The organism is Planktothricoides sp. SR001 (assembly GCF_001276715.1).
In the GTDB taxonomy this organism is placed as follows: Bacteria; Cyanobacteriota; Cyanobacteriia; order Cyanobacteriales; family Laspinemataceae; genus Planktothricoides; species Planktothricoides raciborskii.
The window spans coordinates 41,005-64,594 of sequence record NZ_LIUQ01000006.1 but is presented as its reverse complement, the minus strand read 5'-3'; the positions used below and the strand labels follow the sequence as shown (position 1 = coordinate 64,594).

General features: G+C 43.2%; 27 protein-coding genes. 9 read left to right on the top strand and 18 right to left on the bottom strand.

Annotation, left to right across the window (positions count from 1 at the left end; translation table 11 throughout):
* Positions 1-166 precede the first annotated feature (166 nt).
* The 9 genes from AM228_RS05550 to AM228_RS05510 form a co-directional block, all read right to left on the bottom strand.
* Positions 167-385, bottom strand: coding sequence for a hypothetical protein (locus AM228_RS05550; RefSeq protein ID WP_054465106.1), 219 nt, complete (start codon positions 383-385; stop codon positions 167-169).
* A gap of 111 nt (positions 386-496) precedes the next feature.
* Entirely contained in the window at positions 497-1,837 is a 1,341-nt protein-coding gene (locus AM228_RS05545; protein ID WP_054465105.1) for a DUF4255 domain-containing protein, read from the bottom strand.
* A gap of 53 nt (positions 1,838-1,890) precedes the next feature.
* Positions 1,891-2,346, bottom strand: a complete 456-nt coding sequence (locus AM228_RS33995) for a DUF6760 family protein (protein ID WP_190878032.1) — start codon at positions 2,344-2,346, stop codon at positions 1,891-1,893.
* A gap of 69 nt (positions 2,347-2,415) precedes the next feature.
* On the bottom strand, positions 2,416-2,790 hold the full coding sequence (locus tag AM228_RS05535; RefSeq protein WP_369817674.1) for a hypothetical protein: 375 nt from the start codon (positions 2,788-2,790) through the stop codon (positions 2,416-2,418).
* Between the two features lie 21 nt (positions 2,791-2,811).
* Positions 2,812-3,294, bottom strand: a complete 483-nt coding sequence (locus AM228_RS05530; protein WP_054465103.1) for a phage tail protein — start codon at positions 3,292-3,294, stop codon at positions 2,812-2,814.
* Positions 3,295-3,466: 172 nt separating this feature from the next.
* Positions 3,467-3,952, bottom strand: coding sequence for a phage tail protein (locus AM228_RS05525; protein ID WP_054465102.1), 486 nt, complete (start codon positions 3,950-3,952; stop codon positions 3,467-3,469).
* Between the two features lie 79 nt (positions 3,953-4,031).
* Complete coding sequence (locus tag AM228_RS05520; protein WP_054465101.1) at positions 4,032-4,505, bottom strand: phage tail protein; 474 nt, start codon at positions 4,503-4,505, stop codon at positions 4,032-4,034.
* 307 nt (positions 4,506-4,812) lie between these two features.
* Positions 4,813-6,531, bottom strand: a complete 1,719-nt coding sequence (locus tag AM228_RS05515; protein ID WP_054465100.1) for a phage tail sheath C-terminal domain-containing protein — start codon at positions 6,529-6,531, stop codon at positions 4,813-4,815.
* Positions 6,532-6,854: 323 nt separating this feature from the next.
* Complete coding sequence (locus tag AM228_RS05510; protein WP_054465099.1) at positions 6,855-7,388, bottom strand: DUF4255 domain-containing protein; 534 nt, start codon at positions 7,386-7,388, stop codon at positions 6,855-6,857.
* Positions 7,389-7,580: 192 nt separating this feature from the next.
* Between AM228_RS05510 and AM228_RS05505 the strand changes: the two genes are divergently transcribed.
* Both AM228_RS05505 and AM228_RS05500 read left to right on the top strand, forming a co-directional pair.
* On the top strand, positions 7,581-8,867 hold the full coding sequence (locus tag AM228_RS05505) for a PAS domain-containing sensor histidine kinase (RefSeq protein WP_197285226.1): 1,287 nt from the start codon (positions 7,581-7,583) through the stop codon (positions 8,865-8,867).
* A gap of 188 nt (positions 8,868-9,055) precedes the next feature.
* Complete coding sequence (locus AM228_RS05500) at positions 9,056-9,748, top strand: response regulator transcription factor (RefSeq protein ID WP_054465097.1); 693 nt, start codon at positions 9,056-9,058, stop codon at positions 9,746-9,748.
* Between the two features lie 78 nt (positions 9,749-9,826).
* Here the strand turns inward: AM228_RS05500 and AM228_RS05495 are convergent, their stop codons facing one another.
* From AM228_RS05495 to AM228_RS05485, 3 genes are all read right to left on the bottom strand, one after another.
* Positions 9,827-10,354, bottom strand: a complete 528-nt coding sequence (locus AM228_RS05495; protein ID WP_054465096.1) for a DUF4330 domain-containing protein — start codon at positions 10,352-10,354, stop codon at positions 9,827-9,829.
* Between the two features lie 295 nt (positions 10,355-10,649).
* Entirely contained in the window at positions 10,650-10,850 is a 201-nt protein-coding gene (locus AM228_RS05490) for a hypothetical protein (protein ID WP_054465095.1), read from the bottom strand.
* A 188-nt stretch (positions 10,851-11,038) separates the two neighbouring features.
* Complete coding sequence (locus AM228_RS05485; protein ID WP_054465094.1) at positions 11,039-11,251, bottom strand: hypothetical protein; 213 nt, start codon at positions 11,249-11,251, stop codon at positions 11,039-11,041.
* 125 nt (positions 11,252-11,376) lie between these two features.
* On the opposite strand from AM228_RS05485, the gene AM228_RS36035 reads away from it, so the two are divergent.
* Positions 11,377-11,508, top strand: coding sequence for a hypothetical protein (locus AM228_RS36035; protein WP_255353157.1), 132 nt, complete (start codon positions 11,377-11,379; stop codon positions 11,506-11,508).
* Between the two features lie 71 nt (positions 11,509-11,579).
* Here AM228_RS36035 and AM228_RS05480 read toward each other — a convergent pair whose 3' ends face one another.
* The 4 genes from AM228_RS05480 to bchH form a co-directional block, all read right to left on the bottom strand.
* On the bottom strand, positions 11,580-13,541 hold the full coding sequence (locus AM228_RS05480; RefSeq protein ID WP_054465093.1) for a P-loop NTPase fold protein: 1,962 nt from the start codon (positions 13,539-13,541) through the stop codon (positions 11,580-11,582).
* Positions 13,542-13,741: 200 nt separating this feature from the next.
* Positions 13,742-14,566 (bottom strand): Rpn family recombination-promoting nuclease/putative transposase, encoded by an 825-nt coding sequence (locus AM228_RS05475; protein ID WP_054465092.1) that lies wholly within the window; start codon positions 14,564-14,566, stop codon positions 13,742-13,744.
* Positions 14,567-14,851: 285 nt separating this feature from the next.
* Positions 14,852-15,355 carry a hypothetical protein gene (locus AM228_RS05470; protein ID WP_156331560.1) on the bottom strand — a complete coding sequence of 168 codons (504 nt, stop codon included), beginning with the start codon at positions 15,353-15,355 and terminating at the stop codon, positions 14,852-14,854.
* 107 nt (positions 15,356-15,462) lie between these two features.
* Positions 15,463-19,194 carry a magnesium chelatase subunit H gene (gene bchH, locus AM228_RS05465; RefSeq protein WP_054465090.1) on the bottom strand — a complete coding sequence of 1,244 codons (3,732 nt, stop codon included), beginning with the start codon at positions 19,192-19,194 and terminating at the stop codon, positions 15,463-15,465.
* Between the two features lie 346 nt (positions 19,195-19,540).
* On the opposite strand from bchH, the gene AM228_RS05460 reads away from it, so the two are divergent.
* Complete coding sequence (locus AM228_RS05460) at positions 19,541-19,741, top strand: hypothetical protein (RefSeq protein ID WP_054465089.1); 201 nt, start codon at positions 19,541-19,543, stop codon at positions 19,739-19,741.
* Between the two features lie 493 nt (positions 19,742-20,234).
* Here the strand turns inward: AM228_RS05460 and AM228_RS05455 are convergent, their stop codons facing one another.
* On the bottom strand, positions 20,235-20,459 hold the full coding sequence (locus AM228_RS05455; protein WP_054465088.1) for a DUF433 domain-containing protein: 225 nt from the start codon (positions 20,457-20,459) through the stop codon (positions 20,235-20,237).
* Between the two features lie 51 nt (positions 20,460-20,510).
* Here AM228_RS05455 and AM228_RS36030 point away from each other — a divergent pair, with 51 nt between their 5' ends.
* The 4 genes from AM228_RS36030 (at position 20,511) to AM228_RS05440 (ending at position 21,781) form a co-directional block, all read left to right on the top strand.
* On the top strand, positions 20,511-20,639 hold the full coding sequence (locus AM228_RS36030) for a hypothetical protein (protein ID WP_255353156.1): 129 nt from the start codon (positions 20,511-20,513) through the stop codon (positions 20,637-20,639).
* 101 nt (positions 20,640-20,740) lie between these two features.
* Positions 20,741-20,935: a DUF433 domain-containing protein gene (locus AM228_RS05450; RefSeq protein ID WP_082348752.1), complete on the top strand. Its 195-nt coding sequence runs from the start codon at positions 20,741-20,743 to the stop codon at positions 20,933-20,935.
* A 266-nt stretch (positions 20,936-21,201) separates the two neighbouring features.
* Positions 21,202-21,543, top strand: a complete 342-nt coding sequence (locus AM228_RS05445; protein WP_054465087.1) for a DUF6883 domain-containing protein — start codon at positions 21,202-21,204, stop codon at positions 21,541-21,543.
* The gene (locus AM228_RS05440) at positions 21,536-21,781 is read left to right on the top strand and encodes a DUF4926 domain-containing protein (protein ID WP_054465086.1); all 246 of its coding nucleotides are present in this window, start codon (positions 21,536-21,538) and stop codon (positions 21,779-21,781) included. Before AM228_RS05445 ends, AM228_RS05440 begins: the two co-directional genes overlap by 8 nt.
* 115 nt (positions 21,782-21,896) lie before the next feature.
* Here AM228_RS05440 and AM228_RS29225 read toward each other — a convergent pair whose 3' ends face one another.
* Positions 21,897-22,064 carry a DUF433 domain-containing protein gene (locus tag AM228_RS29225; protein ID WP_072160671.1) on the bottom strand — a complete coding sequence of 56 codons (168 nt, stop codon included), beginning with the start codon at positions 22,062-22,064 and terminating at the stop codon, positions 21,897-21,899.
* Positions 22,065-22,533: 469 nt separating this feature from the next.
* Here AM228_RS29225 and AM228_RS05435 point away from each other — a divergent pair, with 469 nt between their 5' ends.
* Positions 22,534-23,496: an orange carotenoid-binding protein gene (locus AM228_RS05435; protein WP_054465085.1), complete on the top strand. Its 963-nt coding sequence runs from the start codon at positions 22,534-22,536 to the stop codon at positions 23,494-23,496.
* Positions 23,497-23,590: the final 94 nt, after the last annotated feature.

Here is a 23,590-nt window from a genome sequence, read left to right as displayed (position 1 = left end):
ATTTTAAGCAATAATACCAAATCCGGTTGTTAAAACCCGTTTATCAGGTCAGATGTCATTCCCGCGAAGGCGGGAATCCACAAGCGTTTTAGGTAACGATCATAGTCAGTATATGAGAACCGGATTTGGTATAAGAGCATCTGCCGGAATGCTTCGCCCCTAAAGTCTAAGTTGACTTCAGCAAATCCTCTAAATACTTTTCCGCCTCTTCTGGAGTCAGCAGCAGTTCTTGATCTTTTCTCAGAATTTCATACTTTCCGCCCCGATAACCATGCCCAATAATCAGCTTCGCTTTAACTGCCTCATTCCCCAACTTATGCAACCGATTATAACTCAGGGTTTCCATCTCTCTTTCTAATTGTTGTCTCAATTCTTCTTCATTCATCGCTTTAATTCCTTACTTTTCTTATTGGTTATTTGTTGTTAGTTATTAGTTATTTGTTAGGCAAATTTAAGTCAACTAACCACTAACAAATAACCAATAACATATAACAATTTAGCGGACTAAAATCCTCGGCTCTTTATACCATTGAAATGTCTTACTATTCGGGTCTGTATCCACAGTCAGAAGACTTTCCGCCCCATCAATTTGCAACCGCACCAAATATTCCCCTGGTTTAACATTTTCCACCGGAATTGCGATCGTATTTTGATTGGTGCGCCGGACTGGGGCATCAAACAAATAAGCATTGGGATTTTCGATGGATTTCTCATTTAAAATTAGCACCACCCGCTGCTTTTTGCCCACAGTCAAATTCACCCGCACTTTGATTTGGGCCGATCGCGTTGGTTCTTCCCGACCCTGCAAATTAGAAACCGTAGCTTTCAGAACTGTGGGACGCAAAACAAACGGCGCGGCATTCGACTCCAAAGACTGATACGATTTATTGTCTGGGGAATGATACAAATTTGTCGCCGCTTGTTCACCCTCGGTCGCTGCCGCACCATAGACCGGAATTACATTTAGACGTTGTGTAATCCGATGAATCACCTGTAAACTTTGCACCCCAGGCATCAAGACATCATCGGGTACTGAACTCAAGGGTAAAATAATCTGATTTTCCGTCACCTCCTGGGGGGTGAGTTCCAATTCCCCAATGCGGACTAGGGTAGTGGAAGCTTTCAGATTTCTCCCTTGAATTAATAAGGTACTATCTTTAAGAATGGGTTCCCCCGGCCCGACTCGAGAAATCACCCGATCCACTATCGGGGAATAACCAAACGGCACCGCTGCCAGCCCGCGAAGACGCACCGGCAAAGCTTTTTTGCTGACTTGTTCCCCTTCCAAAATCACCACGCTGGCTTTATAAGCTAAGGATAAAGCGTAGGGAGTTTGGAAAAATACCGACCAAATTTTTGATAAATCTTCCAAAGATAAATTCAGCGGCGTGAAGATAATTTGCTCCACCTGTTGATCTAAGTCAGAACTGGCTAAATAAGGAAAAGTTTCATCGGCAATGGTTTCTAGGATAGAGTCTTTATCCAAAATCGCGCGATCGTTCAACGCCCGAATCACACTCCCCATGATCCGTTGCGGTTCCAGATCCATATCATTGCCGTAGAAACTAATCAGATAATTCAAATCCCAAGCGGTGCGGTTTTGCTTACTATCTCTGCTGGTCTGCGATCGCGATCGCGCATCTGCATTCTTTTGCCAAATTGGATTTGGCGTCGTTTGATACAAATACAGATTCACACCGCGTTCGGGGGTCGCACTGCCTGCATTCGCTGGTCGAGCCATTGTCACCCTGGTGCCATCGATGTCAATTTGAATCGCCTCCTGCAAAACTCGCTGCAAAGCGGCGGTGACAGTCGGAATGGCTAAATAATTACTCATAATTATCTACGGATATCGGCGGATACTTTTCATCTAATTCTAAGGGTAAATTATCATTTATGCAGTTGGGAAATCAACTGCACCCAGCGCGATCGCTCGGAATGTTCCAAACTTAAAATATCATCTAAAGACCAATGAAAATAAAAAGCAATCAAAGCTACCTCTTGGTATAATTGCTCCAAGGGGTAGCCGAAAACTTTCCCACCCGACACCACATCCAAAGGCTGGTGAATCTGAGCAAAAAAGTCCCGCAAATAGAGGAGATCGATTAAAAAAAGCTGTTCCAACATTTCGGGAGTCACCACCGATAAATGCCCGAAATCATCAATTAACCGGGACAACATCACCAACATCGCATAAGCTGGATTTTGCCTAACTTGGGGATGCTTTTGCACATAAATTTCATCCTCACCCGTAGCGAGTCGCATCATCCCGACTTGATGAATACTTCCCTCTGCATCCAAAAATCCCTTGGGCAGGGTAAACTCAAATATTGTCGAATTCCTCATACCAAAACATATATAATACTTAACTATAATACTTAACTATAATACTTGACTATAATGCTTAACTGAATCTTACTGAAATTCCGTCATCATCCTGCCCATTTCTGGATTTTCTTCAGGGGGGGAAGCGGGGGAAATAAACTCTGGGTCTGGGGGTTCCAACTCATTAATCTGGCGATAAAACTTTTGTAAATAATTCAAATCAACCGCAAACAGATTTTCCATCATCATCGGACTGACTGACTCCAATGCCCCCAGACGGGTAATCACCCGCGATAAAATCAGAATCGTCGCATAAGCGGGATTAGATTTCACTCGCGGATCCCGCAAAGGAACAATCTCATCGATCGCCCTTGCCAAACGCATCACCCCTTTGCGGTGGAGGTTGCCCTCTTCATCCAAATATCCCTTGGGCAAAGTAAACTCAAACTCCGTTTGAATCATCATAAGATCGCCAATATATATTTTTTATAATTTTACTCTTTTTAGCTCTTCCACTGCCACTTCCATTTCTTCAATTTCAAACTCTCCAGAAGTGACAGCCAGGTCAGAAATCGTATAACTGACTGGCCAAGCATTTTTAAATTCTAATCTAAACTGCGCTTGAGCCCCTTGGTCATAAATCACTAAAGACCCATCCTTTCTTTTCTCCCCCCACTTCCCTTCTTGTACGGCTTGTAACCAATTCCATAGGGTCATCGAACAAGTCAGCCCTCGACGCAATATTAGATTATTATATTTCACATTGCCAGGGATTTTTGTAGTCACCACTAAGCCTTTTTTAGATTTGCCCCACTTTTGCGGCGTCACCTCAGTGGCTTCGATAATATCCTGAGTCACTTTAAAGCCGCTACATTCCATAAAATAGCCATCCACTGACTCATCGCTGCCATCAAGTTTCAGTTCTAAAAAAAAGCGACATTTGGCTAAAACTTCGGGAAATTTGCCCACGGTTATATCCTTATTTTGCTCTAATTTAATTTGCTTAAATTTGCTTAAATTTCCTTTAATTTTCTTTAATTTTTTTTAATTTTATTAAATCTTCTTAAATATCGATCTCCCGTAGGGACACGGCAATGCCGTGTCCCTAAAAATAAAAGGTAATTTATATCAGAAACAATCACTATTTCTTACGCATCAAATATTCATAAGCAAAGGTGACGGTTTCTGTCAGGGATTGGTTGCCTGCTGCATCAAAGTCTGACATGGCATAAGTCATAGGCATCACCCCTTTAAATTCCCACTGGGCTGACTCGGTGCCATCTTGTTTAAAAACTGTAATGGTTGCAACTTGATTTTTTCCTTTGGTTTTGGTTGCCCCACCCACATCAGGGGTCGAATGGGAATCATAAAACCAATCAGAAACGGCTTTGGGGTTTTTACTAGAGGTAATAAATTTGATCGTGATATCGTGGGATTCTACGGCGGAAGGAGCGGCTTGTCGGTTAACTTTACTCCCCTTAGTCACCCCCAATGGCCCATCAGATTGAGTCACCGGAATGGTCAATTTCAAGCCAGAAACAGATTCGACTAAGAGACCCTCATCGAGATTATCTGCTTTAAATTGAAACCTAGCCTGGGATAGCGGTTCGCCTACGGTATCTGGCATTGTATTTCTCCTAATATTGAGTGTATGCGGCGTTATTGAATCATGTTACTGAGCGCCAATTCCGATCTATCTTGTTTTTTTAACTTTGTTTGCGCTCAACGCTTTCTACATTCAGGGTGAATGTTTCCGTTAAAAAGTCTTGACCGCCAACATTAAATTCAGAAACTTCATAACCTACCATCTGACATTGTTTCAGGTTGTAGGTGATGACTAATTTAGCGTCGGCATCAAAGATTTCTATGGAACCATCGGTAAAACATTGACTCCATTTGCCATCGCCGCCATAAGTGGCTGGCATCCCTTTTTTGAAGAGGTCAAATAGTTTTTTATTCTTATCTTCAATAACGGCGGTAATGGTGACATCTTGGTTGTTGTAGTACCCAGTTGAAGTGGTGTTTCTGGTCATCTGGGCTTTGGCTGTAGAGGCGATCGGCTTACCGTGACCAGCGGTTTTGGCTTGAATATTAATGCCGCTAACTTTCAAGAGTGGATACTCGGTGCCACCATATTTAAATGAAAACCTGTTAGAAGAAATAGTAAGCAGGTCTGCCATTTTTTTCCTCCTTGTAAGTCAAGGTGTATTGTTGATAGGTGTCGTGTAGCCGCTTTGGCTACTTAACTTGGTCTGCTTAAAAAGATTAGCGTAGGTTGGGTTGAACCAAAGTGAAACCCAACATTTGTCAGGTGGCAATTTTCAGTAATGCCTAACATCTGTTATTTCGGTTGGGTTTCGTGCCTCAACCCAACCTACTACCTTTCCTCTTTAAAAGTTGGGTTTCGTGCCTCAACCCAACCTACAATTTTCCATGTGTCATTCCAGCAAACAAACGATGCGGGGATGACATTTACCAGATCATCAATTATTGGCCATATTGGCCAGGAGCCCACTGACTGATGCGGAAGATGACAAATTCCGCTGGACGCACAGGGGCGACACCCACTTCGATATAGAGGCGTCCTTTCATCATGGTGTCTGGGGTATTGAGATCCCCGTCGCACTTGACATAGAAGGATTCACTGACGTTGCTGCCCACTAAAGCCCCTTCACGCCATAGCCCAGTTAAGAAGCTGGAAACGGTCTGACTGACTCGACCCCAGAGGGCTTCGTCGTTGGGTTCAAAGACTACCCATTGAGTGCCAATTTCAATGGATTTTTCGATGTAGCTCATTAAGCGGCGAACGGGAATATAGCGCCATTGGATGTTGTCCGGTTCAACGAGGGTGCGAGCGCCCCAAATTTTAATGCCCCGGTTGAAGTTGGCAAAGTTGCGGATGCAGTTGATGCCGAGGGGGTTGAGGAGTTCTTGTTCCCGGAAGTTGGTTTCGTAGGCTAGACCAATGACACCCCGTGGGGTTTCGTTCGCGGGGGCTTTGAATAGACCGCGTGTTTCGTCGGTGCGGCACCATACGCCCATCATGTGTCCGCAAGGAGGAACGAAAATCGGGCGTCCACCGTTGCGGGGGTTGGCCACTTTAACCCAAGGATAGTAGAGTGCGCCAAACATGGAGCGCCGGTTAAACATACTTAACCAGGTGGCGACATCTTGGGGTTTTTGCTGTTCTGGGGGAATGGCTTTGTTGTCGTTTTTGCCCGGTTTGACTGGCGGTGGGTCGATGACGGCCATGCGATACGGTGGGCTGGGTGCGGAGTTTTCGCACATACTGAGCATCATTTCCATGATGCCGTGGAGTTGATCTAGGTTGATTAGATTTTGTTGGTAAAGCAGCATCAGGTCGGGACAGGCAATGATGGAGACATCATCAATTTCAAATATGCCTTGGACGCCTTTGCGATCGCTGCGATTTCCTTGCAGTTCTCGCGGTAGCTGATTCACGTCAGTAATATAAGCTGCCGGTGGGCTGACTTGATAGACTCCATTGGCGGGCCGCTTGGATAGGGCTGACACTGCGGGCAGTCCTGCTGCTAATTCCACATTCAGATATTGCGAATCGGCTAAAGCGGTGAGTACATAGCTGCCAACTTCAGCGGCTACTTCTTCTTTCATGGTTAGGTTGCTGAAGCTTTCCAGGGTTTCGTCGCCCCGCTTCACTGTCACCTTAAAGTATTCGCCAGTGTCTAAAGGTGGTTCGCTGTCGTCTTCTGGCTGGATCGGGGTGTCGCTTTCGATCGCCACGGTCAGTTGTCCGGTGACTGCGGGTAATGCGGCTTCATCTCCAGCAGCGGCTGCTCCTTTGACATTAAATAGTAGAGCCGTAACGCCGGAAGAGGTTAATAGTTTCGTGGCGGTTTCTTGAGCCGTTGGCGCCGCCGCACCCGGTAGTCGGCTGCCAAGACTCGTGACCCAGCAACGACCGCCACCATTCAGGAACCAACCTTGAACAGCAAAGGGTAGATACGCGCCAAAGTCGGTAAACCCATCGGATCCGGGTTTGCCAAAATATTCTAAATACTGATCCCAAGTAGTGACTAACATCGGTTTGAAGGTTTCCGCGTCACCGCGTACATCTTCGGTAAAGCCGATAAAGCCAGGAACACTCAGGTTAACTCCTTCTATCGGTCGATTCCCCCGGTCTACTTCTTCGATGTAGACACCAGGGGCAAAATAATCCAAAGGCATAAGTGGATATCCTCCATTTGCTATTTGGCAACAGCTTGGCTTTTGGCAACAGGTCTAATCCCAAACCGCTAATTCATCCCTTCATCCCTTGATCCCGCTAGTTCATTCCTTCATCTCTCGATCCCGTTACTTCATTCCAGTAGGTTGGCTTTGGTTTCCAGGAGGAGATGGGGAAATCTCTGGACTTAGACAGAACTTAAGCAGTAAAATGATTAATATTGGGTTTGATATTTTTCATGCGGAGGTGCGATCGCATAAAAGCATCTCTGCATGGAAAATTTTCTTTGGTTTCTTTCTACTTCCCTAGAGCAAAGCTGAACCAGTTAATTGCTTGGCACGGTTGGCAGTTGCGACATTTCCACATACAATGGCAAGTCTGTTGCCACTGGCATAGGAATTGTCACGGTGACATATAAGGCGGGACGGAGCGGTACACCCAGAGCATTCCAGAGGGCGATGGTCTGATTCAGATCGATGGTAGAAATATCGATGGGGACAATCGTAGAACCTCGGAGCGCGATCGGCAGAACTTCCTGGGGTAAGCAATGGTGGCTTAATAGCATCTTGAGTGCTTCTGAAAGCAGATGCTGCTCGCCGATCGCTGTGGCATCCCAGGCGGTAATCAAAAACGATAGGTCAAACCAAAGGATCGCCTCTGATTTCTGGCTGGTTTTGTCGGGTATTTGCTGATGTGACTGCCTCTGTTCATGGGGTCGAAGTTCATAACAATATAAGTTCAGCCGTGAGCCGATCCCCCGATCCACTGTGGGGTGGTCGAAGTCAATTTGCTCCGTAGCAATTGAAGAGGCATTACCAGCCAGGATTTCTGCCAAACTCTGAGCAACCGCAGGAATCATAAGTGGGTGATTAGGCCGTACAAGTTATAGATTAGTCACGGGACTGGCATCTGGTTATTAGACTTTGGTCGAAACTTTAAAAATTGTTGTGTTTTCTAGTCGTTTGCCCACATCTATGGTTAAGGTAGATGTGCTACCGATCCCATGCCGATAAATAAGGGGATCCCCGCTTTAAAACTAGAAGGTGACTCTATGCAAAAGTTGAGTTTAGATCGGCACTTATCTTCAGGGATGGTGGGGAGTCAAGCACTCCCGCGATCGCCCTCGGCATCGCCCAATGCATCTCCTAAGCTATCTGGCAATTTGGTCAAGGTTTGTCAGCGACAATTAGCACAGTTAGTCGAACAACTACCCCTGCTGGGTGCTTGGTTGGTTTTTCGCGATCGCCCCTCTCCCTTGGGGAATAGGCATCGAATGGCTGTTGTCCGCGAAGAACGTCCGGGGTTCGATCGCCAAATCTTGTCTGAGATCGAGTCGGAACTGTGGCTACATTATGTAGATAGCGATCGGCAAAATGTTCCTCCGGATCTCTATTTTTATCCTTTAGTTGCTACCGATGCCACGGACAAATCCGATATAGAAAATTCTGGCGAACTTTTGGCCTATTCTCCCGAAACTAATTCCGCTAATTTCGCCGCGATCGCCCCTCAGAAAGCCCTCTCTTTAAATGGCGATCGCTTCTGCATTTCTGACGAATCTGTAGATGAGTATTTACTTTTGTGGGCGCATCAACCGCTTTCGGCGGCGGAACAACAAGCCACTGCACAACGATTTGAATTGCTCAGTGATTATTTAGTTATGGGTCGAGATCACGAGCGTCAACAAGAGGAAATTCAGTTACTAGAAATTGCGATCGGACGCAGCGAACATCAACTCAGAAATTACCTGGGAATGATTGGGCTTTATGCTCAAAATTTGAATTGGGGTCTGTCAGATCCCATTTTTAAGGAACAGGCTATGATTATTGGTGATACGGTTCGGAATATGAGCCAAAATTTAACTCAACTATTAAACTACACTAAACCGAAAAAAAACCATATTAAAGTGCAAAATTTTCAGCAAATAATCGAAAAAATATATCGGTTATTTGAGAATAAATTGGCTGAAAAAAAAGTCAGCTTTTTTTGGGAAAAGTCGCCTTTGGAATTTGAATTTGAACCTTGGCAAATTGAACAAGTTTTTGAGAATTTGTTGAGCAATGCTATTGAATTTAGTCCCGTGGGCGGGGTAGTCAATTGTCATTGGCGGCTATTTAGGAATGAAGTGATGATTAAAATGAGCGATCGCGGACCGGGATTTGCTCCCGAATACCTGAAAAATGCCTTTACTCCTTACTATTCTAAGCGTCCGGGTGGTACAGGTTTAGGATTGGCGATCGCTAAAAAAATTATCCTCGATCATCAAGGGTCGATTTGGTTAGAAAATCTTCCCGAAGGTGGGGGGCAAGTTTCCGTTGTTTTGCCCCGGTATGCTCGCTGATATAGGATTAATTAGGATTAATTAAAAAGTCAATCAGGTAATTTTACTAAATAACGTCCATTTATGGCAACACATCGATTCATTTCATGGAGTTGCTTTTTTCAAACCAGAATAACCAAAGATATTTTTGCAATGATTGTTTGCTATTGATCTGGCATTGATATCGCTCTACAAAATAGGAAGAAGTAATGCTAAATTATGAAATAAAATTACCACAAATCATTTCCATTTTATTAGTGGATGACGAACCAATGTTTCGCAAAGGATTAAAAACTTTGCTGGCATTTTATAGTGCCAATGGTGGTTTAACATTTAATGTAGTGGGGGAAGCCGCTTCCGTCGCCCAAGGGGTGAAACTGGCAGCGGAACAACATCCGATGATTATATTATTGGATATGGAATTACCCAAACAAGATGGGATTGATGCTTTGGATCAGTTTAGAGAGTTAAAGTATAAAGGAAAAGCGATCGTTTTATCGGCGCATCGCGAGGATGAATTAATCTTTAAAGCGATGGAATCGGGGGCATGGGGTTATGTGTTTAAAGATTGTGTTGCCCAGCAATTATATGATGCGATCGCCACCGTGATTAAAGATGAAATTTATCTAGCCCCGGAAGTGATAACGCGGTTTTTTCGGATGTTTCACTTTTATGGGGGACATTCTCTGACCGGCAATAAAACCGTTTATTTAACCGAACGAGAACAAGAAGTTTTACAGTGGTTAGTTCAAGGGGCTTCTAATGAAGAAATCGCTGAAAATCTTTGTGTCACTACCGCCACTGTTAAAGCTCATTTAACCTCGATATTTGAAAAATTTCAAGTCAAAAATCGCAGTCAAGCTATTGTTAAAGCCCTAAAACTGGGGTTAGTTTCGGCTTGATTCATTATTGGTTATTTGTTATTCGTGATTGTCTATGCCAGGGTAAAATAACAAATAACCAATAACCAATAACCAATATTATTTGACTCGCACCTCGATCACACTGCCATTGAAGTTATACAGTAGGCCATCGAGTTCCACAGATGTGCCAATTTTTAACTTGTTATTCCCTAAAACTGGGCCTGTCTCCGTCATGGTCGCTTTTCCCGCAATGGTTAAAATCATATTCAGGCGATAAGAATCCTCCACTCGTGGATCTGGGAGGACTTTTAGGGTGCCATCGGGTTGCGGTACGGCCAACTCATCGACGAGTCGTTTTACAGCCGTGACCTCAACTTCACCGTGAGGCTGATTGCGGATAATGATATTGGCTTTTTTGTTTTTCTCAAATTCTTTAATTAAACCATTCGGGTTACGCACACTCAGTCCCCGAACCAGCACATCCATTTCTACGGGTTTTGTGGTGACGCCAATTTGCGCGACTGACCCGGTTTTCCCCGGCAGAAAAAAGATGCCGATGACTACCAGCAAAATCACCAATCCTGCACCAATATCTAAGATGCTTAATTTACCAAATAAGCGCCCTTGCGAATCTAAAATCTTCATCTACAAATATGCCCTATCCATCTAAGAGTTAAGGTAAATCATCCGAACATTTTCTGGCTTGATCCGGCTAAAAGCCCTATCCCAGCTAGAAAAATTCTTAAGTCAGTATAGTGGCAAACGCTTTGATTTGTGGCGATCGCTTTTTAACTATCAGATTTGTTATCTGTTGTTGGTTGTTGCGTAGGGATTCTTTGGTTGTTGGTTCACTGTGACGAGTAACAAATAACAAATAATGAATAATGAATAATAAATAACAAATAATGAAGTGAATAGTGAACACTCACTCAGGATCGAGTTAAATATCCTGACTTGAAGATGCTTTGAGACTGCGGTAGGTGAAGACTACCAGGATCAGCAGGACAACGGTGGGGATCCAGTTGGGGATCATGCTGGACAAAACCCAGACCTGACTTAACAAGTAGGTGGAAAATTCTAGGATATAGGCGATCGCGATGGTAGCGATGGGCAGCAGAATGATTGGGAGAAGTTGCCACATAGTTTTGTGCCTCTTGGACTAATTTACATTGTTTTTTTCAGCCTCGGGTTTGGCTGATGGTTCAAATAAATGTAACAGATGCTTATTAAATTGTCACATCATTTGTCAAATTTTTACAAAATTTATCGGAATGTTTAGTTATATGAAGTTAATTCGGTAAGTCTATGGGCTAATGGGCGATCGCTGATTTAGGGATCGAGACTTAAGCGGTAGTTATAAGTACCTATCAATAGGAGAACTAGGGCTAACTGGATTTGCCAAGATGCGAGCACTAGGGACAAAATGAAGCAGATAATCGCGATCGCCCCACAGAGAACCGTGGCAATTTCTTCCTGAGATGACAGGGATAGTAGTCCCATTCCAAAGGCGATCGCCAAAGCAATGAAAGAAGAACTCAGCATTTTTACTCACCTTTTTGATTTCAACAGTTGCAGTAGAGTCGTAGGGTGGGCATTGCCCAGCCTACTGTTATTTAAATTAGTTAATTAAAAGCTAATGGCGATACACCTGAGTTGAAGAAAAGTGTGTGACACAAATTAATCTGACACCGATGAATCAGACACCGATGAATCAGACACCGATGAATCAGACACCGAGAGATGACGGCAATGTGCCTTTGATACTAGCCTTTGGTAGTAGATGGAAAAGTGTTTTTTAGTGTTTTTTTTCAGACGCGATCGCTGTTGATTGGTTTCCGCAGGTGTGTTGCTATATCCGCAATGGTAAAAGTCAGGTATCAGCAGAGTCTTCCGGCAATTCACTGATTAACCCTAAATCTAACGGGGCTAAGTCGAAGTCTGAGTAGGAATATTCGGCGGTAAACAGGTCTGGAAGTGGCTTTTCTTCCAGAGAGTCGGGGGCGATCGCTGGGGTGGAATTGGTGAAAATTGCCCATAGTAGGGGATTTTTGGCGATAATTTGGTGCGATCGGGCAAACTGATAAACTTGTTCGGCGGTTAATCCATAATCAGACCTTTGTTGATAAACCTGCCATAAGGCTAATAAGGGTTTCAAATCTGCCCGTTGTAATTTGACCCATTTTCCCCCCATTTGAGAACATAATTTCGTTAGATAACCGTAGGCTTGCCAATGGGTCGGAATTGCTGGATTTTCAGAACTCAATATACAACCTTTGGTTAAGTCAAATTTTTCATATTCCACAAGGCGTTTTAAGGTGGCACAAAGGCTTTGGGGATGGTTTTGTGGGGCGATCGCGATGCCAATTTTCACGATTTGGCCATTTTCTTTGGCGATCGCTTGTAATTGGATATATTTCCGTTGTTTTTCACTCGGCAAACGGTCAACCCCTTCCAGGGTTACACTCCCAATGGTTTGTCCGATCGCCAACTCTAGGGAAAATTCCAGAATATCCGTTAATAAAAAGCGATCGGTCAAAGCGCGATCGACTTCTGCCTCGCTTAACCCTTCATGGTCTAAACTATTAGCCCGGGCAAATAGCCGTTCGATCTGTTCGGCTGGGGAAACTTCCACGGACTGCACATTATCCGCACACCAGGTTAAAATTTGCCGAACGGTAAGCTGTTCCCGACCTAATGCTTTTAGCTGATCTGCATCAAACGGATAGACCGGAGTTGGTGGGGTTAGCTGGTACGCTTGATAAAAATTTTGCAGCCAAAGGGCAATTAACTGGACAATTTCCTCATCCACCATTTGTCGTAACCGAATTGGAACGCCCATATCTGATAAATAAGAGGGAATTCCTTGGGGCAAATTTAGCACTTTGTTGTGCCAAGTTTGCGGGGTCATTACTGTTAACAGAATCAGGGGATGATTGAGTTGCGATCGGGGAATCGTATCAAACAATCTTTTCACCAAACTGGCCACAATTCTTTCTCGTTTTAACCCTGCCTCTCCTTTATCCCTAGATTCCACCTCATCAAAACAAATAATCACCCCATAATAATCACTAATTAAAGTTAAAAGTTGCACCACGGTTTCCCAAGCATCGGTATCCCGGTATTTGTCCGTGTGATTCGGCAGCCCCAATTGTTCGGCTTTTTCCGTGGTCAGGGGATGACCCGCTAACCATTTCAAAGCATAAGGAGTTTGGGCATTACAAAGAGTCCAGATAATCCCGCGAAGGATATCCGGTTCGCCAATATTCGGTTTAATTCTGAAAAAGGCTTCGGTCAGTTGATTAATCCAGGCTTGGTTTTTCGCCAAGTTATTCCCTTGGAGGTTTTTTACTAACTCCAAAGGATGAAAAACTCTGGCCTCTGGGTTCACCACTTTTAAGGTTTGGTTGGCAATTTCCGCTGCCAGTTGCCACCATTGCATCACCCCTTGACTGCCTTTTTGCCGCAACCCATTGACGATGGTTTGTTGGAATTGGTAACGCAACAAGTTGGCATCGGTATATTGGCCTAAAGAGACGTAGATAAATAAGTTGCCCGGATGAGTTTTCAGGTGATGGCGAATGCGTCCAATTATATGACTTTTGCCCGTCCCGGTGGAACCTGTAATCGCGATCGAGGTCAGTTTGGGATAACAAGAATTTGCCGTCAGCAGTTTTAAGACCGCATCACTCGCATGACGGTTCAGGGTGGTGAGATCCGGGAAGGGTTCGCCCCAGATGTCTTGGTCAGTGACTACCGGGGGTCGGGCAAAGGGGTTATCTGCGGCGATCGCCTCATGGATCTCTTGCAATAATGAAATCGAACATTCGGCCATTTGGGGTTGGGTTATCTGTTTGGATCTAATAGTAATTCTTCTTCTAGTTTGCCTCAAATTCTGGCTGATGCGATCGATCTAACTAATTCAGACACAGAAAACACAGAAAACACAAAGCCAGGACATCTCTGTATTCTCTGTGCTCTCTGTGTCTGAAGTGGTAAATATCTTTCTGGAAATTACGGTTAATTTCCTAAATCTTAAGAATTATTTGACTTATTTGTTTCTGTGGCCACTTGCTGAACCACCGCCAAAGGTAAATCTAAGGCGCGGGCTATTTGTTCAACAGTCAAACCCTCCTTAAGCAAAGCAGGAATCGCTTTTAATTTGGTTTTTTCCTCACCTTTTTGTTCCCCTTTTTCCTCACCTTCTAAATAAGCTTCCTGATATACCTTGGTTTGTTTCAACTCACTTAAGCCAAACATTGCTTCAATCTCCTCTCTACTTTTTTTAGGTAATTTATAGACAATGATCGTTTCGATTAAATCCACCAAGTTTCGCTGAATTTGTTCATTAGTTAACTCTTGCTTTGCTTGTTGGATTAAACCTTTAGCCCGATCGACCGCTTGATCTGGTTCTTCTACAACTAGCTTAACAAGTCCAACTCCCAAAGAGCGATCGCCTATCTCCCCTAACTCATCTAAATAGACTCGTTTTACCCGGTTTAGATTGAGTAAATCGCCAAATTGAACAGCCACTTCTCTTTCTATACTACGAGTAGGATAAATTACCACCACATTCCAAGGGAATGGCGTTTGGTATTGCTTTAAATAGAGAAACAGTTCACTAAATAGACGATAGTATAATGTATCGTCCGGTTGAAACTGCACTTCAACCAGATAAAAAGGGCGATATTCCTCGTTAGTGGTGGGTAAAAATAACCCATCTAATCGAAAAGCCAGTTGTTTGACTTCCCTCGATGTAAATTCATACCGAGTCGCCTCTGATGACTCATTCCCGATTAATTCAAAAAAGCTTTGAGGGAATTCCAAAACTAGGCGGTAAAAAATACTGTCAGTTTTCATGTTTATTGCAGTTTATATAGTTTAAGTATAACATAAATAATCTCCAGCGATCGCTTGCTTGTGTATTTCTTCCTTGTGTATTTATTATGTAGCTATCCGTGCAGGATGAACTGAACTGTTGAGCAACACTCTCTATTTTTGGGAAAGAGAGGCTTGATCGCTTATTTCGCCGTTGTTTTAGGATGGCTATTTACCGATAAAATTGTCTTATTTTTTGAACAAAAAACACTCGGCAAAATTGGGATAATTTCGCCGAGCGCCTTTTTCTAACATCCTAAATCATCATCAATTCAAAATCTGAATAGCATCAACTTGAAAACCACTCCCACGGGGTAAAGGTTTCCCATCCATACCCATAGGATATTGTTCCATTGGACTTTGGGGGACATACGGTTGTGCTTCGATAAAATAGCCTTCAACTTGCACCCTTTGACCCTCATAATCTGCAAAACTTTCCCAGTCTACCGCATCAGAACCGCGTAAAATTACCCCTTCCTCAGCGGAACGTTCTGCTATTTCCGTATCTCCTACATCTAGGACGAAATAATCACCGCCTCCCGCGTTCCAAGACTCATAGCTTTTATTCCAAGATTTGCGAATAACCACACCTGTTAATGTCACCTGTTCTCCTTTGATTTCTGGAGTATTTTGTTGCATATTTATTTCGGCTGATTCATTGTTCGTTTGCCCATTTTTGGTTTCCCCGGTAACGGGGCTGGAACACCCTAGTAAATTACCGAAAAATAGGAAGGCGATCGCTAATCCTGTCAAGCTGATTTTTCTCATCATATATTCCTTTATATCCATATTACAGTAACCGAGAAACCGGGTTTTTTTACCTAAGAAGACAACTTATTCGATCGCCCAGACCAGAAACCCGGTTTCTTGAGGAATTATTACACGCTAACTCCTTCTATTTCGTCCTCGGTTAAATCATATAAAGCCCGCAGCTTCTCTAATTTTTCCTCGGACGGATGCCAAAATCCTCGCCCGTGGGCTTCTAACATTCGTCCGATAATATTCCGAAAAGCTTCCGGGTTAGACTTGCGTAATTTAGCCGCCATTTCTGGGTCTAAAGCATAAGTTTCGGCGGATTGATCGTAAACCCATGATTCTTGAAAATCTACGGTTCCTCCCCAACCAATTAAAGCAGTCATCCGCTGGGATATTTCATAAGCCCCACCTGACCCTTGATTGGCCATTGCATCCGCCCATTTAGGGTTTAATAATTTGGTACGATATTCTAACCGTAACAAGTCGTCTAAATTTCGGGGATTGGTATCTTTAGAAAAGCTTTCCACAAAACTAGCTTTGACTTTTTTGCCGCTTTGTTTTTCCGCTGCCCGTTTTAAACCTCCCGTGTTGGCATAATATTCTTGGATATCTGTTAAACCATATTCTACCGAGTCGATTTGTTGCACAATGCGATCGCTCGTTTTTAACAACTCTGCCATCACTTCTGGTCGGGCTTGACCTTTATCTTTACGGCCATAACTAAACATATTCCGACTTTCCCAAGTCTTTGCCAACTCATCGCCATTTTCCCAACTCCCATCAACTACTTGGTCATTAACCAAAGACCCAAAATCACCGGCAGGATTAGAAAATAATCGCGCCGAAACATTCTCAACTCCCTTCGCTTTTAAAGCTAAAGCGTGTTTGCGAATAAAGTTATGTTCTTCCGGTTCATCAGCCTCCGCTGCCCGCAAAAATAAGTCATCCAACAATTCAATAATATTCACAAAACTATCCCGGAAAATACCCGAAAGATTTGCTAATACATCAATCCGAGGATGTCCCACTTCCGCTAAAGGTTTTAACTCATAACGCACAATGCGTCCGGTTCCTTCTTTCAGTGGTTCTGCCCCCACTAATTCTAACAGAATTCCCAAGGATTCTCCTTTAGTCTTAATCGCATCTAAACCCCACAACATCACCGCCACGGTTTCGGGATATTGCCCATTTTCTTGCACATTTTGGGCAATAATTTTTTTGGCAATTTCTCGACCCCGTTCATAAGCTGCGGGGGACGGCATTCGATAAGGATCTAAAGCATGAATATTCCGTCCGGTGGGCAAAACTCCCGGCCCATCGCGCAATAAATCTCCTCCTGGGGCTGGGGGAATATATTCCCCATTTAAACCACGGAGTAAATTAGTCATTTCATCGGTATTTTGCATTAACAAATCCTGAATTTGCGTCACTGTCCCCGATTTTTCTGGTTCGGCTGAATTGGGTGATTGATTTTCCCCAAAATAGGCATCTAAATAAGATTTTAATTGGTCTGGTTCTGGGGGTTGCCCTAAAATATGTAACCCAGAAGAAAATAGCCGTTGTTCTACCACTTGGAGGTATTCATACACTTGGATAAAATAGTTACGCAAAACTTCCATGCTAAACATTCGGGCATTTTCTACGGTGAATTCAATGCCTAATTTCTTCGCTTCCGGTAAGGGGCGATCGCTGTCTAAACCCGTATCCACAATTTTTTGACAAATGGCTTCTTGTAACGCAGAATTTTTTTGCGGGTCTTCCCGATATTCAGCGATTAAATCCCGTAGGGTAATCAATTCTTTATATAACCCAGCCCGTCCATAGGGGGGAACATTGTGAGAAATTAATACCCCATAACCGCGCCGTTTAGCTAAAATAGATTCTGAGGGATTATTCGCCGCATAGATATATAAATTGGGCAGATTTCCTAATAAAATATCTGACCAAGAATAGCCCGTATTGCCTAACGGAGATCCGGGCAGCCATTCCACGGTTCCGTGCATCCCAAAGTGAACGATCGCATGAGGTTGAAACTCATTTTGTAGCCATTTATAAAATGCCGCATATTGAGGATGCGGGGTCATATCCCGTTCAAACATTAACCGCATAGGGTCGCCGGAAATTCCTAAAGGTGGTTGCACCCCAATCCAAATATTTCCTAAGTGAATGCCGCCAATTTGAAATTGGTCATCATAAGTTTTAATCCCCGTATCGGTCAAAGATTTCCATTGTTTTTCGATCCGGGTTGTCAGCAGGTAGCCTAACCATTTTTCTAAGCTTTTAACGTTAACGGTGGTAGTGAGATTACCCATTTTTTTGCGATTAGCAGAAAACGATTGACCTTCAGAAGCGATCGCCTCATCTGCTTCTTTAACTTGGCGGATAATTTGTTCCCCATCTTCCGGTAAATCACCCACCGTGTACCCTTGGGTTTTCAGGGCATTTAATAAGTTTAATAAACTGCGAGGGACATTTAATAAAGCAGCGGTTCCCGTTGCCCCATAACCCGGAGGAAATCCGTATAAAATTATGGCAACTTTTCTTTTTGATGGCGGAGTTTGGCGCAAATTCACCCAGTTTTTTATCCGTCCCGTTAACCGCTGTACACGGTCGGGAATTAGATAGATATTTTCACCGACTAAACCCCCCAAGGGAATAGTATCAATTGCCCCATCTAACTCTGGTAAAGCATATAAAACCACACTTTGTAAACCACCAATTCCTTGCCGCGTCCAAGAATGGATATCTTGAATCAGTAATGGGGCAGCAATGATATAAGGAATATTTTTGGCCGTGAGAATTTTTTGGGCAATTTCTATCTGTCTGCCCGCTTCCATTGACCCGGCTGGGCCACCGACTAAAGGAAAGCCAATAGTAGAAACAATCGTATCCACTTCTACCGCTTCTGGGGATAGCGAAGGAATAGAAATATTACCTTGTTTGCGTTGCATTTGTTCATAACTTGTGGTCATCCAATCCCGGACAGCGACATGACCTTCTACCCCATTAATAAAAATAGGAACGGGAACAATTCCCCCTTGTTCAAACTGATGAATCAGTTGGGGAATATAGGGCTGTTTGGTAATGACGTGCTTGCGATAAAGTAAAATGCCTACAACCGGCTTTTTCTTAGTTAGGCTAGTTTCGGTTTCGGGGATTTCCCAGAGACGAAAACCAGGGCGAGAAAAATACCATTCTAAATATTGCCGGGGTGATTCAAAATATCCCTCTAATTCTGGGTGAAGTAAGCCCATGTTTGGGGTTTCTTGGGGTGGGGGTATTTCCCCCACGGTTAAGCCGAGATATTTTTCCGCTAATGTCCAACACATTGCGGCAACATTTTCTATGCCCCCGGCATTCCAGTATCCGTAAATAATTAGCCAGTTGCGTAAGTCTTGGACTTTACCAATGGGGATAAATTTCAGCAGTTTTGGCCCAGTTTTGAGGAAGCTAATATATCCCGCGAGTTTGTCTTCTTCTCTGCCACTAGAGAATTTGCTGAGGATAAATTGTACGGGTTTGGGCATTCCTTTGGGTTTGTCCCCAATGACAAATTTGCCCAATTGGGTCAGGGCCATTAATTCTAAGGCTGATTCAAAAATTAAGCGGATAGGAATGTTTTGTGCTCGTTCCCGCAGCCATAGAACTTGTTCATAGTCGAAAATTAAGCTGGCAAAGAATACGTCCGCCCCTTTTAAGGCAGTTTCGACTGCGGTTGGATCTGTGGTAATGTCGCGATCGCAGAATACCCGGATTTCCAGGTCAGGACAGCGAGAAGTCGCTATCTGGGCGGCTTTGCGGTACAGATCCGCGTTAAAGGCTTCAAATCCAGTGATTAATACAATGCGTTTCATAGATCGAGTCGATAGGTTTATCTCGATCTTAGGCTGATTTTTCGATTTCGGGGTGAGAATTTTTGAACCACAGAGACACAGAGGACACAAAGGAGGGTTTAAGGAAGATTTAAGCCCGGTTTGTGGGGGCGATCGCCTGTTTTTGTTAAAATTAAGCCAGTATGAGTACAGGTGGGCAATGCCTACCCTAATTTTAAGATTAATTAAGTAATCGTTTAACTAAGAGGCGATCGCTTGAATTGGGATATTAGTCAGGCTGAACAAAGTTTTCACGAAATTATTAGTCGGACGCCAAAAGCGAAGAAACCGGGTTTCTTCACACTATCTCTGCTAGAAAATAAAAGTTATGGCAGAAACCCGGTTTCTGGGCGATCGCCTTGTGGCAGCGGTAGTAGATCATCGGGTATTTCAAGATTTTTTAAGCTGGCAACAGCAGCGTCAAAAAGCTTCAATTGCTGATGCTTTTGCTGAGTTGCGTAATCTATGTGCCGAGGAAGATTATCTGCTGGAAATTCCCCAGCGCGAAAACCGAGAATTTATTAGTTAATCCTTTTTTGAGCGATTCTAATTGATGGGAATTTAAATTTTTTCGGTTTCGGGGTAAGAATTTTTGAACCACAAAGACACAAAGGACATAAAGGAGGGTTTAAGGAAGATTTAAGCCCGGTTTGTGGGGGCGATCGCGCTTACCAAAGAAACCGGGTTTCTCACTTTGGCTTTCCAAGAAACCGGGTTTCTTAACACTATCTCTACTAGAAAATCAAAGTTATGACAGAAACCCGGTTTCTGATCCCTTTAGGTTCTGGGGAAAGGAGAAAATAGGCGATCGCCATTAATGATTACTCTTTAACTCGAATCCTGTAAATACAATTAGTAATTTTCCCTGGTAGTGTTCTCACCAATTGTGTAAGGATAAATAGTCAATTAACCTAGCCATTAAATTATGAAATCGCCTAAAACGAAAACTTCATAACCGGCATCCCGCAGAATTTTGACAATCGAGTTAGGAACGCATCGATCGATAAAAAATCTTAAACTCATTAGGCGGCTGTTTCAAAATCTGATAAATCGCGAGCATAATCAAGACAAGCATGGATTTGTTCTTTGATTAAGTCGGGAAATTCTTGAATAATTTCTTCTACGGTATTTCCTGATGCTAAATAACCTAAAATCAAACTAACGGGAATTCTGGTTCCTTTGATTCTTGGTTTACCTCGGAGTATATCAGGCGTAGTGACAATATGTTCTCTCCATTTTACGGGCATAACTTTTTTTGGCTAAACCGACAATTTATATTTTAAAAGAGAAATGGTGAGATGGCTGGGGACGAGGCTAAAAAAATAGCGATCGCGCTTTTGGGGGGGCGATCGCGAGGCTTTTGGGATGGGGGGATGAGAGAGCGATCTCGACAAAATAGTAAAATAAGCTTAACATTTGAAAAGTGAAAATTAGGTGATGTTTACGCTCGACTTGACGGTGTTTTCGCGTAAGTTATAATCAATAGGGTAAGTTATAATCAAGATCAATGTGTCTGGCTAATCTCATAATGACTACACAATCTGCTTCGCGTTATGTCGCACGTTACCCTGACATTTTGCACGGGGAACCAATTATCGCAGAAATGATAACTTCGGTTCGTGCGATCGGGGAATTGTGGCGTTTAGGTATTATTTCTGAAGAAATCCCGATGCACTTACCTCATCTGAAATTAGCTCAAATTTTTGACGCACTGAGCTTTTAAGTAGGTGGGCAGAAATAAATGCACCACAGACCAGATCAGAAGAAAAACTGTCATTCCCGCGAAGGCGGGAATCCACAGCCTATCGGCGGGGAACAAAAAGTGCAATTAATTATGTTCACCTACTTATTTGGATAACCAGGAAGAAATAAATACTTATATTGACCGCCATCGAATTTCTGAAGACTTGATTCATCCTGCTGTGAAAGCGGCAATGATAAAACCGTGAAACTATTTGCAACTATTTATACAGATGAATAAAATGTAGTATGAAAATTCCCGCTGATGGCATGATTCCAGATTCTAAAATAACTCGCTATTTGCTCGTTCAAAGAGAACAGGATGACAAATCAAAATTTCTCGCACAGGCTGGATTTACCCAAGATAACCCCGAACAGTTAATATCTGCCCTGCGTCAATTAGCTGATACAGCAGAAGCCGTAGAAGACACCACTAACGAATATGGAATTTTCTATCGTGTAGAAGGAGAGTTAATCGGCATTAACAAGAGAAACTTATCGGTAATTACCATTTGGCTCAATCGTAAAATAGACGGCAAATTCCAGTTTATCACCCTTAAACCGAAAAAGGAGAAATCAACAAATGTTTGACCTCTACCAGCGCGTTTCCTTAAATTGCGATTTTCCCGAACATCACCTCAAAAAAGGCGATGTAGCCACTCTCATTGATTATGTCCCCCATCCGGGGAACGGGGAAGAAGGTGGCGTGCTAGAAATCTTCAGTGCTACTGGGGAATCAATTGCCGTTGTCATCGTTCCTATTTCTGCAATTAAACCCCTGAGAAACGATGAAATTTTAAGCGTTCGTATCCTGGCAGAGGTTTGCTAAATCGTGGGTATCGAAGCACGAAGTCTTCCGATCAATTATCGCGCTTTTTCTGATTTGGCATGGAAGAGGCGGGCTTTGAGATGGGGAGATGAGAGAGAGGCGATCGCTTGCAAAATTACGATTCATTCACATGAATATAAACCTTAATAATTTCTTCTACGGTATTTCCTGATGCTAAATAACCTAAAATCAAACTAACGGGAATTCTGGTTCCTTTGATTCTTGGTTTACCTCGGAGTATATCAGGCGTAGTGACAATATGTTCTCTCCATTTTACGGGCATAACTTTTTTTGGCTAAACCGACAATTTATATTTTAACAGAGAAATGGTGAGATGGCTGGGGACGAGGGTAAAAAAATAGCGATCGCGCCTAATAAAAAAACCGGGTTTCTTGCACACAAAAAACCGGTTTTTACGACAATTTTTGGATTTTCAGCAGAACTTTGCTCAAAAAACTCGGTTTTGGGGCTTTGTCGCGATCGCATTAATAAAGCAAAACCTTAATTATATCACATAATTTACCTTCATGTGTAGTAATTTTAACAAAACTTAGGGGACAGACACCGCGTATTCTCAAGGGTTACAGGTTGAATCATCAGTTTAGGCAATATCCCCCCGTAAAAATTTTTATAGAAATATTGCGTTTTGTTAAGTTATATGTGCTAAGGTTAATACAACAAGAAAGCTTGGAGTTAGAGAAAAGCTCGAAAAGCTCTTTCTCATTACAAGTTCAGCATCTAATGGAGACTTTATGCCGTACACCGTTGATACAGCACGCAATATCTTTTCAAATACTCTGGCTGCCGATGTTGTTCCCGCAACAACAGCCCGTTTCAACCAGCTTAGTGCAGAAGATCAACTGGCATTAATTTGGTTTGCTTACTTGGAAATGGGAAAAACCATCACAATTGCCGCTCCTGGTGCGGCTAGTATGCAGTTTGCCGAATCCACTTTGGCACAAATCAAGGAAATGTCCTTCCGGGAACAATCCCAAGCCATGTGCGATTTGGCCAATCGGACCGACACTCCGATCAATCGGATGTATGCGATTTGGACACCGAATATCAAACTGGGCTTTTGGTATCGTCTAGCTGAATGGATGGACGAAGGACTCGTTGCGCCCATTCCTTCTGGCTATCAACTTTCTGCCAACGCTTCCGCAGTTTTAGCCACCATTTGCAGTATGGAACCGGGACAACAAATCACGGTTTTGAGAAATGCAGTGGTAGACATGGGTTATGACCCGAACAAAATTCAAGGATATCAGCGTGTATCTGAACCTGTCGTTGTCCCCACAGAGACTTCTGAGCGTCAAAAAGTGACCATCGAAGGAGTTGATAATCCAACGGTGATTCAATACATGACCAATCTTAATGCAAATGATTTTGATGCTCTGATTAAATTGTTTGCTGAAGATGGTGCGATTCAACCTCCTTTTCAACGTCCTATTGTGGGCAAAGAAGCTGTACTGCGTTTCTTCCGAGAAGAATGCCAAAATCTCAAACTCGTCCCTGAACGGGGTGTGGTTGAACCAGCAAATGATGAGTTCCTGCAAATTAAAGTTACTGGCACTTGTCAAACCCCTTGGTTTGGTGGCAATGTGGGCATGAATATTGCTTGGCGCTTCCTGTTAAATCCTGATGGCAAGATATTCTTTGTGGCGGTTGATTTATTAGCATCGGCCAAGGAACTTTTAAACTTGGTTAGAAGATAGAAATTTGTTGATAATTTGGACTGAAATATGTCCCAATTTTTCAACGGATTAAAATGAGAGCGTCCTCAGTGGGGGCGCTTTTTTCGCATAGATA